The sequence below is a fragment of the Deinococcus sp. genome, assembly GCF_018260555.1.
In the GTDB taxonomy this organism is placed as follows: domain Bacteria; phylum Deinococcota; class Deinococci; order Deinococcales; family Deinococcaceae; genus Deinococcus.
In genome coordinates this window covers 18,618-30,326 of sequence record NZ_JAGLBB010000043.1, presented here as the reverse complement: position 1 = coordinate 30,326, position 11,709 = coordinate 18,618, and the positions used below count along the sequence as shown (strand labels likewise).

At 66.8% G+C, this 11,709-nt stretch carries 8 protein-coding genes; 5 read left to right on the top strand and 3 right to left on the bottom strand.

Going from position 1 to position 11,709, the window contains the following annotated elements; all coding sequences use genetic code 11:
* The first annotated feature begins 372 nt into the window (after window positions 1-372).
* The 3 genes from QZ271_RS09615 to QZ271_RS09605 all read left to right on the top strand — a co-directional run bounded on the left by QZ271_RS09615 (window position 373) and on the right by QZ271_RS09605 (window position 4,530).
* Window positions 373-1,554, top strand: a complete 1,182-nt coding sequence (locus QZ271_RS09615) for a maltose ABC transporter substrate-binding protein (RefSeq protein ID WP_291430893.1) — start codon at window positions 373-375, stop codon at window positions 1,552-1,554.
* A gap of 208 nt (window positions 1,555-1,762) precedes the next feature.
* Window positions 1,763-3,154 (top strand): ABC transporter permease subunit, encoded by a 1,392-nt coding sequence (locus QZ271_RS09610; RefSeq protein WP_291430891.1) that lies wholly within the window; start codon window positions 1,763-1,765, stop codon window positions 3,152-3,154.
* Complete coding sequence (locus tag QZ271_RS09605; protein WP_291430889.1) at window positions 3,151-4,530, top strand: sugar ABC transporter permease; 1,380 nt, start codon at window positions 3,151-3,153, stop codon at window positions 4,528-4,530. Before QZ271_RS09610 ends, QZ271_RS09605 begins: the two co-directional genes overlap by 4 nt.
* A 68-nt stretch (window positions 4,531-4,598) precedes the next feature.
* Here the strand turns inward: QZ271_RS09605 and pckA are convergent, their stop codons facing one another.
* Both pckA and QZ271_RS09595 read right to left on the bottom strand, forming a co-directional pair.
* A complete protein-coding gene (gene pckA / locus QZ271_RS09600) occupies window positions 4,599-6,197 on the bottom strand; it encodes a phosphoenolpyruvate carboxykinase (ATP) (protein ID WP_291430887.1) in 1,599 nt (532 codons plus the stop codon).
* 378 nt (window positions 6,198-6,575) lie between these two features.
* Entirely contained in the window at window positions 6,576-7,724 is a 1,149-nt protein-coding gene (locus QZ271_RS09595) for an alginate biosynthesis protein AlgP (protein ID WP_291430885.1), read from the bottom strand.
* Window positions 7,725-8,155: 431 nt separating this feature from the next.
* On the opposite strand from QZ271_RS09595, the gene QZ271_RS09590 reads away from it, so the two are divergent.
* Both QZ271_RS09590 and QZ271_RS09585 read left to right on the top strand, forming a co-directional pair.
* On the top strand, window positions 8,156-9,778 hold the full coding sequence (locus tag QZ271_RS09590) for a DNA repair protein RecN (protein WP_367114353.1): 1,623 nt from the start codon (window positions 8,156-8,158) through the stop codon (window positions 9,776-9,778).
* Between the two features lie 153 nt (window positions 9,779-9,931).
* Entirely contained in the window at window positions 9,932-11,080 is a 1,149-nt protein-coding gene (locus QZ271_RS09585) for a protease complex subunit PrcB family protein (RefSeq protein ID WP_291430883.1), read from the top strand.
* A 157-nt stretch (window positions 11,081-11,237) separates the two neighbouring features.
* Here the strand turns inward: QZ271_RS09585 and QZ271_RS09580 are convergent, their stop codons facing one another.
* Entirely contained in the window at window positions 11,238-11,690 is a 453-nt protein-coding gene (locus QZ271_RS09580; protein ID WP_291430881.1) for a DoxX family protein, read from the bottom strand.
* Window positions 11,691-11,709 lie beyond the last annotated feature (19 nt).

The following is an 11,709-nucleotide window of genomic DNA, read 5'->3' as shown; positions in this document are numbered from 1 at the left end:
GTCTGGTCAGCGTGTTCACGGGTGACGTGCTCATGCCCAACTTCAACCCCTGAGCTCGCCCTGCTGAGCAGTTACCAACGTACTTAAGAGCCGGTGCGGGTGAAGACAGGCGCGGCAGCATTCCATGCGCGACGACTGGACCCGGTACAAGGAATCATGCTTTTACTTGACTGAAACGGTCATTTTTGCAAAGTGCGGACCTTGCCAAGCCGGGCGCTCAGGACTATACTCGCTGATGAGCAACGAGTGAAAAAATCAGCCGACAGGGCTCGGGTCGGCACCCCCAGACCCCTCCTCCTGTGGAAGGACGATGGGACCAGGCGCACCCCGGTTAAGAAGGGGTTGGAAAAACCGCCAGTCTGAAGGAGTCATATGAAAAAAGCACTGACTATCCTTTCTCTAGCACTGCTTGGCCAGGCCAACGCCGCTACCATCACAGTCTGGACGCACTTCGGCGACAGTGAACTCGCGTGGCTGCGTACCCAGGCCGCCCAGTTCAAGACGAAAACCGGTCACACCGTCAATGTCGTCAGCGTGCCGTTCGATCAGATCCCCGACAAGCTGATTCAGAGCGCCCCCAAGGGTCAGGGCCCCGACCTCGTCACCACTCTGCCCCAGGACCGCCTCGGCCAGCTCGCTGCTGCCGGCGTGATCGAGCCGATGGACAGGTACATCACGAGCAAGACTGACCTCGACAAGACGGCCGTCAGTGCCATGACGTACGGCGGCAAGCTGTTCAGCCTGCCTATGTTCGCCGAGGCTGTTGCCGTCGTGTATAACAAGAAACTCGTCCCCAGCGCCCCCACGAGCTGGAACGCGTTCCTGGCCGCCGCGAAGAAGAACACCAGCAGCGGTCGGTACGGTTATCTCGCTGACCTCAGCAACGCCTACATGCAGTTTGGGATCATCAGCGCCTACGGCGGTTACGTCTTCAAGAACACCGGTGGCACCCTGAACACCAAGGACGTGGGCCTCGCCAACGCCGGAGCCGGCAAGGCCAGTGCGTTCCTGAACGACCTGCGCTACAAATACAACCTCGTGCCCGAAGGCGTGGACGGCGGCGCCGCCAAGAGTGCCTTCGTGGACGGCCGCCTCGCCATGTTCCTGACCGGACCCTGGGACATGGGCGACATCAAGAAAGCCGGCATCGACTACGGCATCATGACCTTCCCCACTCCTCCCGGCGCGACCGGCAAGTGGAGCCCCTTCGTGGGCGTGCAGGGCACGATGCTCAACGCCTACAGCAGGAACAAGGCCGCCGCGGCGCAGTTCGCCAAGCAGATCGGTTCCAGCGACGCGCAGGTGGCCTTCAACAAGGCCGGTGGGCGTATTCCCGTCAGTCTCAGCGCCCGCACCAAACTGAAATCTGACCCGGTCGTCGTGGGCTTCGGCAAGAGCATCAGTGCCGGTACCCCCATGCCCAACGTTCCCCAGATGGGCGCTGTGTGGGGCCCCTGGAGCAGCGCCATCGCCCAGAGTGTTCAGAAGCCCGGCCAGAACTACGGTCAGATTCTCGACAAGGCCGTGCAGGAAATCAGCAGCAACATCAAGTGATCCTGTAACGCCGCTCCTGCCCCGCCGTGCCCACGCAAGCCGGACGGGGCAGCCGCTTTGCCAGGCCGAACAGCTCCAGTCCGCACGGCTGGGGGCAGGGTGTATTGATAGTCACCAGATATCCCCTTTCGTTCCTGCTCGACCCGCCGCGCTGCTGGCGGCATCTGCCCCTCGCGCACAGAGGTTGACCTACTGTATGACCCACACCATGTCCCCACCTCCCAGGCGGCGGCCCACCCCGCCTCAGGGCACCCGTGGCGTGTTCAGCGCGCTGCTGATCCTGGCTGCTCTGATCGCCGTAAGTTTCCTGATCGGCTGGTTGCTGTCCGGCGTGGCGGCGCAGGTGCTGCCCGGCGCGCCCGCCTACACTATCCTGATCTTCACGCTGCTTGCGCTGCTGCTGCTGACCCCCCTGACGTACCGGCTGTTCCCCTGGATCACCAACTGGTTCTACCTGCTCCCCGCGCTGGTGTTCATCCTGGCGTTCACGGTGCTGCCGGTGATCCTGACCGTGAATTACGCCTTCACCAACTACAGCGGCGAGAACAGCGGTAACCCGGACAGCGCCTCGCGCACAGCCGTGACTCTCAGCGCCGACCGCCTGACCGTGACCCTGCCCGAGCAGCAGGGCCAGGACCTCGCCGAGTTCCTCAAATGCGCCGCGCCCACCTGCGCGGGCGCCACACTCGTCCTGTTTGACGAGGAGGCCAGTGTGCCGTACCGGCAGAAGATCGCCAGGGTTAACGCCAATACTGTCACGCTGGCCGCGCCCATCCCGGAGACCGTGGCTGCCGTGCAGGGCACCCGGCTCAACCGCTATGAGTACGTGGGCCTCGCCAACTTCCGCGAGATCTTCGGGAAGGCCAGCCGCGCTCTGTGGCCCGTGTTCCTCTGGACCGTGGTGTTCGCCTTTTCAACCATCGTCATCAACTCGGTGGCCGGGCTGATTCTGGGCATCCTGCTGTATAACAAGCGTCTAAAGGGCCGCAACGTGTACCGCACGCTGCTGTTCCTGCCGTGGGCAGTGCCCGCCGTGATCAGCGTGCAGATGTGGGTGGCGCTGTTCAACCAGCAGTTCGGGATCGTGAACAAGACCCTGGGCCTGCTCGGTATCGCCGCCGTGCCCTGGCTGGGCGACCCGATGTGGGCCAAGGTCAGTATCCTGCTCGTGAACCTATGGCTGGGGTTTCCGTACATGATGACCGCCACCATCAGCGCCCTGAGCACCATCAACGAGGACCTGTACGAGGCGGCGCAGATCGACGGAGCCAGCCGCTGGCAGCAGATCACCACCATCACGCTCCCGCTGCTGCGAACCTCGTTCACCCCGATCCTGCTGTCAGGCTTCGCGTTCAACTTCAACAACTTCGGCATCATCTACCTGCTCACGGCGGGCGGCCCGGCACAGGAAGGCCGTGAAAGCACCGCGCAGAGCACCGATATCCTGCTGTCGTGGGGGTACAACACCGCGTTCGTATCCAGTGGCGGGCAGAACTTCGCACTGGCCAGCGCCATCGCCCTGATCATCTTCTTTCTAACCCTCGCCATCAGTCTTGTGAACTTCCGCGCCGCCGGCGTGTTCGAGGAGGCCCGCAAGTGACCGCCACTCCCAAGACGCCCGGCGAGCTGCCGCCCGGCGGGTACGTGCACCGGGAACCCAGCCTGCTGCGCCGTGCGTTGCCGTGGCTGGTCACGGCCGCCCTGATCATTGGCCTGCTCGTGCTGGGGAATGCTCTGGTTGAGAACATGAAAGGCCGCCAGAAGAGCTTCTCAATCTATTTCGTTGAGCGCGGCTGGGTCCGATTCCTGCTGTTCCTGCTGGCCGCCAGCGGCGTGCTGGCCCTGACCAGCCTGCTGGGCCAGCGGATCGGCATGGTCCGCACAGGCCGCCGCGTCAGTTACGCCGTCGTCCTGGGCGACCAGCTTACGCACCTGTTCCTGATTCTGGTCGTCCTCGTCGCCGTGTACCCGCTCCTGTACGTGCTGATCGCCGCCTTCGACCCGCGCAACAGCCTGTTCGCCTTCCCGGACTTCGAGAACCCCAACATCCTTTACCGCAGCGGCCTGATTCCCCGCCTAGACGTGTTGAGCAACGAGAACTTCGCCAAGCTGTTCGAGGGTGTCACCATCCCCGGTTGGCAGCTCCTGCTGGCCGGCGTGGGCGGCGCGTCCCTCGCCACGCTGCTGCTGTTGATGCTGGTCGGCCGTTTCGGGCGCGACAGCGTAGGCCTGCAACGCACCCGCACCTGGGCGCTGCGCGTCGTGATCGCCGCAGTGGCCGCGCTGGTGCTGTTCATGACGCCCGCGCAGTTCACGGGCTTCAGTAACGAGAGCAAGTTCCTGCTGTCGGTCCGCAACACCCTGTTCGTGTCCGGCGTGACCGGCATCCTGGCCATCTTGCTATCCACCACTGCCGGCTACGCCATGGCACGGCTGCGCTTCCCCGGCCGTTTCCAGATGCTGCTGTTCTTCATCTTCATTCAGATGTTCCCGGTATTCCTGGCACTGGTCGCCGTGTACAAACTCCTGACCGACCTGGGCCTGGGCAACACCTTCACGGGCCTGATCCTGGCGTACTCGGGCGGCGCCATTGCCTTTAACACGTGGATCTTCAAGGGATACGTGGAGAGCCTACCCGAATCGCTGGAAGAGGCGGCCATGGTGGACGGCGCAACCCGCTGGCAGACCTTCGTGAAGGTCGTGCTGCCACTATCGGGCGGGATCATGGTGTTCATCTTCCTGAACCAGTTCATCGGCACGTACGCCGAGTTTATCCTCGCAAACGTCCTGCTGACCGGCGTGGAGCAGTGGACGGTCGGGGTGATGCTTCGCTCGTTCACGACCGGGCAGTTCAGCACCAAGTGGGGCGTGTTCGCTGCTGCCAGCACCCTGGGCGCCCTGCCGATCATCGCGCTGTTCTACGGCTTCCAGAATTACTTCGTGGGCGGCACCGTGTCCGGCGGCGTCAAAGAGTAATCACCTTCATCCTCCACGGGTAAAGGCCCCCAGCTTGATCGGCTGGGGGCCTTCTTGAGGGTGCGGGTTCAGGCCTGCGGGGCAACGTCGGGGTCGGGCATGCTGGCGGTCACGGCCGGGTCCACGCCGTCCTCGAAGCGGCGGAAGTTCTCGCGGAACATCCGGGCGAGTTTACGTGCAGTTTCGTCGTAGGCCTGCGGGTCGGCCCAGGCGTCGCGGGGGTTCAGGACGCCCGCCGGAACGCCCTGCACGTCGGTTGGAATTTCCAGCCCGAAGTGCGGTTCGCGCTCGAAGGTCGCGCCGTCCAGTTTGCCGCTCAGGGCGGCGCTGATCAGGCGGCGGGTGTGCGCGATGCTCATGCGGCTGCCCGTGCCGTACATGCCGCCGCTCCAGCCGGTGTTCACCAGCCACACGCGCGCGCCGCTGTCCTGCACCTTGCGGGCCAGCAGCCGTGCGTACTCGCCGGGGTGCCGGGGCATGAACGGCGCGCCGAAGCAGGTGCTGAAGGTCGGGCTGGGTTCCGTCACGCCGTCCTCGGTGCCGGGGATCTTGGCCGTGAAACCGCTGATGAACTGGTACATGGTCTGCTCAGGGCTCAGGCGGCTGATGGGCGGCAGCACCCCGAAGGCGTCGGCGGTCAGGAACATCACGTTGCGGGGGTGGCCGCCCCGACTGCCGGGTTGCACGTTCGGAATCTGACTGATGGGGTAGGCGCTGCGGGTGTTCTCGGTCAGACTACCGTCGGTCAGGTCGGGGTTACCGCCAGCGTCCAGGACCACGTTCTCCAGCACGGTGCCGTAGGTGCGGGTGGTGCGGTAGATGTCCGGCTCGGCCTCGGCGTTCAGATTGATGACCTTGGCGTAACAGCCGCCCTCGAAGTTGAAGATGCCCGTGTCGGACCAGCCGTGCTCGTCGTCACCGATCAGGTGGCGGCTCGGGTCGGCGCTCAGGGTGGTTTTGCCCGTGCCGCTCAGCCCGAAGAACAGCGCCACGTCGCCGTCGTCGCCCACGTTTGCGGAGCAGTGCATCGGCATGACGCCCTGATCGGGCAGCAGGAAGTTCAGCACGCCGAAGATTCCTTTCTTGTTCTCACCGGCGTACTGCGTGCCGCCTGCGATGATCATGCGCCGCGTGAAGTTCATGATGATGAACGTCTCGCTGCGCACGCCATCCAGCGCAGGATCGGCGCGGAAGGACGGGATGTTCAGCACGGTCCAGTCTTCGTGGAAGTCCGCCAGTTCGGCCGGGGTGGGCTGCACGAACATGTTGTGAATGAACAGCGAGTGGTACGCCATCTCGGTCGCCATGCGGCACCCGATGCGGTAGCGGGGGTCCGTGCCGGCGTACACCTGCTGCACGAACAGTTCCTTTCCTTCGGCGTAGCGGGTCATCTTGTCCAGCAGTCGGTCGAAGACTGCGCCGCTGATGGGCGTGTTGAACCCGCCCCACCACACCGTATCGCGGGTCAGGTCGTCCTCGACGATAAAGCGGTCTTTCGGGCTGCGGCCGGTCTTGTTGGTGCGCACGGTCAGGGGGCCGCTGGCGGCCTGTACGCCCTCGCCCAGGCGCTTGGCGTGCGCGTACAGGTCATCGACGCTAGGGTTCAGGTGAATGGTGGCGGTGGTGATGCCGAGGTCGGCAAGGGGTGCGCTGGTGGTCAGACTCATGGCGGTCCTCCTCTGGCGGTGCAGCCGGATTGGGGGTGAATGGGGAAGGGGCAGAACGGTCCGGGGGAGGCCCGGCGCTGCGAGGACGCGACTGGTTCTGCAAGCCCCCTGCACTCAGGGCGGAGTTGGTGTGTTGTCCTACGCTGGAATATCCCCCTGGGAAGCGGTTCCAGTCAAACCTTTCGGGTGTCACGCTTGGGGGAACAACAAACACTCATGTCCAGGGAGGCCGGACACAACACAGGTCGCATACGGCGTACGTACTCTCATGGAAGGGGCATGAAAGAACAGGGTCGTGCCAGCAGAGGCGAGCCGGAGTAAAGACAGCTACCCTCCGGCCGTGTGGGCCAGAGGGTAGCGCTTAGCCGTTGGCTTAGTTTAGTTGGTGGGTTTCGTTTCGCCCGCAGGCTTTTCGGATTCCGCCGCCGTGCGCGCCGCTGCGGGAGCGTCGGGGGCAACCGCTCCAGCCGCGGTGCTGCCGGTCGTGGCGGCCTGCGTGGACTGCGCCGCACCGGGCGCCGGGGTCACCTTGTTCTCCTCGATCCGCTCCAGCCAGGCCGTGCCGATCAGGTTCCGGGCGTTTCGTCCTGCCATACGCAGGGACTGGGCGGCTTCGGGGCTCACGCCTTCCACCGCCTTCAGAATGCCCTGGCGGGCCGCTGGCACGCGGGCCAGAACCACCACGCCGGTCCCGATCAGGACCAGGGCGCTCAGGCCACCGGCGGATCCGCCGCTGCGGTCATCGCGGCGCGCCCGACTCGTCTGCCTCTCCAGGACTTTCAGTTCGCGGGCCAGTTCCTTTTGAAGTGGAGCTACCTTCCGGTCAACAGCCTTCTGAAGCTTGGCGGGGCTCAGGGTTTTGCGGCCAGCAACCAGTTCACGTTCCGCGTCGCGGCGCGCCTGTTTCAGCAGGCGCTCCATGCGGCGCTGGTGGGTCTGCGCGCCCTGCGCAGCCTCATGCACGGCACTGCTCACGCGGTCCTGGACGGTAGAAAGCAGTTCTTTGCGAGCCCCACGCGCGCCCGCCAGGGTCTCCCCGGCGGTGTGCTGCGCGGCACTCAAGAGACGTTCTGCCTGCTTGCGCCCCTGTCTGGTCACGGTCTGCGTGGTGTCGGCCACGCCGCCCACAAGGCCGCCCGCCAGCGCCTCTGCGCGCTCCTGGGCGGTTCCGGCCAGTTCGCCCGCCGTACCGGCCAGTCCACCGGCCACCGTGACGACCTCGTCCAGCACGTTGCTCAGCAGCCCGGAGGCGCGGGGAACGCCTTCCTCACGGAGCAGTTGCGCGGCGCTGTGCCCCCGGCGGGCGGCCTCCTGGGCCAGTTCCTGGGAGCGCTCGTGCGCCTGCGCCAGACTCTGCGCCAGGGTGGGTTTCACGGTGTCTTCCAGGGTGGCCTGGGCGTCGGTCCAGGCACTCCGGCTGCCCTGCACCAGGGCGCGGCGGGTGTCCTTGTTCAGCGCCAGGGCCGCGAGGCCACCCAGCAGCAGCAGGCTGCGTTTGCTGACGCCGCCGTTCATTTCATTCCTCATGTCTTGCTCCTTTGAGATTCACCCGCTTAAGTGGGCGGCCCGGCCCGCCATGGGCCCGCGACCTGCCCGGAGTGAACCGGTTAGCTACATTCTCGCGCGACACCCGCTGGCGAACGTGGGGGTAATGTAATGAGGATTTCATGTTCAGCCCTGCCCGACAGGTAGCACCCGGCCGTTTCCTGGACGCACTGCGGTTGATCCGTTGCAGGTCCAAATCAGTCCAGGCGGATGCGAGTATGAACTCCATACGGGTGTGGCGCAGTGGAGCGCAGTCCGTATCCCCCCTGGCCGCCCCGAATCCGGCCGGTTTTGAAACCTGCCGCTGACCGCGCTTGCCCGGCAGGACAGACGGTAGACTGGCGGGCGTGACCCGTAAGGCCCGACCACGCGACGAGACCACCCAGACCGCGCCGCGCCCGGTCGCCCCGGCGCTGGCAGCGGACGCCGGGCCGCCCCTGACCCGGCTGGAGGTGCGCAACCTCGCCACCATCCAGGCGCTGGACCTGCACTTCGGCGCTGGCCTCAGCGTCTTTACCGGGGAGACTGGCGCGGGGAAGAGCATCATCGTGGACGCCCTGGGTCTGCTGCTGGGATCGCGCAGCAACACGGACCTGATCCGGACGGGCGAGGACGATCTGCTCGTGGCCGGCTTCTGGAACGATGACGTGGCCAGTCGCCGCGTGACCAGCCAGGGCCGCAGTACCGCCCGGCTGGACGGCGAGGTCGTCACGCTGCGCGAGTTGCAGGACTGGGCGCAGCGCCGCCTGACCATCCACTGGCAGCACAGCGCCGTCAGTCTGCTCGGCCCGGCCAACCAACGCGCGCTGCTCGACCGTCAGTTGCCGGGGGAACTGGGCGCGTACACGGCCGCGTACCGGGCCTGGACGGAGGCCCGCGCCCGCCTGGAGGCCCTGCGCGCCAGTGAACGCGAGCGCGCACGGCAGCTCGACCTGCTGCAATTCCAGGCTGCCGAGATCGCCGAGGTCAACCCCATGCCCGGCGAGGAGGAGCCCCTCCAGGCCGACCTGAACCGACTGGCGAACCTGGAAAGTGTGGCGCAGGGAGCCGCCGGGGCTATCACGCTCCTCAGTGACGGCGACGAGAACGCCCTGGGCTTCCTGGCCGAAGCCGTGCGGTCCCTGAACGTCAGCGCCCGCTACGACGAGACGACCGCGCAACTGCAACGCGAACTGCGCGAGGCGCTTGACAGCGTGCAGGCCGTTACGGGAGAACTGCGCGCCGTGGCGGATGATCAGGCCCCGGACCCCGAGGAACTCGCGCGGGTCGAGGCCCGCCTGGGGGCGCTGGGCAAACTGCGTGCCAAGTACGGCCCGACCCTGGAGGACGTGCTGACCTTCCACGCGCAGGTCGAGCAGGAACTCGCGGCCCTGACCCGCGACGAGCAGGACGCCGGGACCCTGGACGCCGACGTGGCCGACCTGCTGAGCGGCGTGCGCCGCGCCGCCGCCGACCTGGACGCCGCCCGGACCCTCCGCGCCGCGCCGCTGGCCGCCGAGCTGGTCAGCGTGATCCGGCAACTCGGCATGCCGCACGCCCGCCTGGAATTCCAGCTGACCCCCCTGGCCGAACCCGGCGCGCACGGCCTGAGCGACGTGACACTCCAGTTCACCGCGAACCCTGGCGAGGACCTCGCCCCGCTGGCCGACGTGGCCTCCGGCGGGGAGCTCTCGCGTGTGATGCTGGCCATCAGCACCGTGCTGGGAGCCGACACGCCCGCCGTGGTGTTCGACGAGGTCGATGCGGGCATCGGCGGGGGCGCGGCCCTGGCGGTCGCGGCGCAACTGCGCAACCTCGCGCAGACGCGGCAGGTGTTCGTGGTCACGCACCTCGCGCAGATCGCCGCGCAGGCCGACCATCACTTCAAGGTGGAAAAAAGCGTGGAGGACGGCCGCACCGTCAGCCGCGTGCGGCTGCTGCCCCCGCAGGAGCGCCTGCACGAGATTGCCCGCATGCTCAGCGGCAATACCAGCGACGCCGCCCTGCGACACGCCCGCGAACTGCTGGGGACCACGGATTCCGGCCCGGCGACCTGAGGAACGGCGCCCTGTCAGCTGAGCAAACAGCTCTAAAACCGGGTGCCGGGAGTGGAAGGGGCCATCCGGGGGCCGCACCACACGCCGCTAGGTGTGCCTTTGCTAAAGGTGACCTTCAGTTGAGCGTCAGGCCGGATGCCTAAGCTGCTAGACATGACCCGATCCAACCTGCCCCTGCTGGGCGCCGCGCTGCTCGGCGTGAGCCTGCTCAGCGCCTGCGCCCCGTCCGCTCCCGGTCAACTACGCGTTCATGAGGCCCTGCTGTACGGCGGCACCCAGGAACGCATCGTGTGGGTGTACGGCACGCTGGGTCAGGGCAGTGGCCAGAGCAGCGTGAAACTCGGCGCGAACGCGGCAGAGCTGCGCCCCCAGATCAGCGACGAGCTGGGCTTGCCCGGCACCCTCAGCGTGAACGGCAAGGCCACCTACCGCTCGGCCACCAGCGTCACCGCGCAGAAACTCAGTGTGACGCGCCGCACCGACGGAACCTTCGAGGTCACGCCGCTGCCCGGCGCGGCCCTGAGCGCCGTGTACTTCACGGATGGGCAGACCTGGACCAAACTGAACGGCACCAGCGGCGTCGTAGGTGGCACCCGCAGTGAAGGTATCGGCAGCGGCGGGCAGCTGACCAGTGAAGAGGGGACGGCGCTGGGCCGCGCCCTGCTGGGCCAGGGAGCCCTGGCGGTTGGCGTGCTCGACAACGCCGCCATTCCCGACGCGCCCCTGGCAGTGGAACCCGCCCCCAGCGAGTACCGCCGCACGGCCCTGTACGTCCTCCCGAACGTGCCTACCCAGAGCGCCGCGCCTGCGCCCACGCCGGGCCGCCCCACCCCACCACTCACCCCGCCCATGGCCCCGACCCTCCCGGCGGCGCCCAGCGCCACCCAGCCAGGAGACGCCGTGACCTTCACTGAACTTGCCAGCGGCACGCAGTCCGGTGAAACTGCTCCCGTCACCCTCGTGGCCCGCACCAGCACGGAGGCCCGCGCCCTGTACGCCGCCGCGTACGCCCGTCAGACCGGCGCGCCCAATCCACCCACCCTGAACGGCTCCACCCTGGTCGGCGTGTTCATGGGCCAGCGTTCCACCGGCGGCTACAGCCTGAAGGTCACGGGGGCCAGCGTCAACAGCGGCGTCCTGACCCTGACCGTCCAGATCAAGGCCCCGGCTGCTAATTCGTTCACCACGCAGGCCCTGACCAGCCCCTGGGCCATCGTGCAGGTTCCCGGCAGCTTCACTCAGGTCCGGGTCGTGGACACGGCGGGGCGACCGCTTCAAAGCGCGGTGGGCAACGACCGCTGACCTGAGTCCACCTTGGAGAGCTGGCTCGCCACGTTGATTGGTCCCGGTGTTCACTGCCAGAGGCAGAATCAACGTCGGGACTCTAGATCAGCTGAGCGACCTTTGCCCGGCCACTCGCGGCGCCCCCCTGGAACGTATGTTCAGGCGGGCGCGTCGTCTATGGGTTTCTGCGGCTGCCTGCCCGGGCGCGCCGCCTCGGGCCTGCCCCGTCGGGATGGGGCGCCGCTCCCGTGCCCGCACCGACGCTCAGGCCGGGGCCGCCGATCAGGATAGCCAGGGAGCCGCACAGCAACAACCACGGAACTTCCAGCCGCGCCCAGCTGACCGGTCCAGACAGCAGGCCCGGAAGGTGCGTCACGATCAACAGGGCCGCCAGCGTGCCCGCCAGTGGCCTGGAGGCCAGTCCCGGCAGCAGCAGCAGTCCACCGGCGAGTTCCAGGACGGCGCTCAGGGGTGCCGTGAGCTGCGGAAGCGGCACGCCGGTGCGCATGAAGGTCTCGGTGACACTGGCCAGGCCCGCCGTGAAGATCTTCTGGAACCCATGTGCAGTGAAGACGGCAGCGGTCGCCACCCTGATCACCGTCAGTGCTGCTTCCGGGTGTTGTCTCACAATTGCCAGTGTAGCTGGC

What these genes read in the sequence shown, in the direction of transcription:
- QZ271_RS09610 (WP_291430891.1), top strand. Translation starts at nt 1,763, where the DNA reads ATGTCCCCACCTCCCAGGCGGCGGCCCACCCCGCCTCAGGGCACCCGT.
- pckA (WP_291430887.1), bottom strand. Translation starts at nt 6,197, where the DNA reads ATGAGTCTGACCACCAGCGCACCCCTTGCCGACCTCGGCATCACCACC.
- QZ271_RS09595 (WP_291430885.1), bottom strand. Translation starts at nt 7,724, where the DNA reads ATGAGGAATGAAATGAACGGCGGCGTCAGCAAACGCAGCCTGCTGCTG.
- QZ271_RS09585 (WP_291430883.1), top strand. Translation starts at nt 9,932, where the DNA reads ATGACCCGATCCAACCTGCCCCTGCTGGGCGCCGCGCTGCTCGGCGTG.
- QZ271_RS09615 (WP_291430893.1), top strand. Translation starts at nt 373, where the DNA reads ATGAAAAAAGCACTGACTATCCTTTCTCTAGCACTGCTTGGCCAGGCC.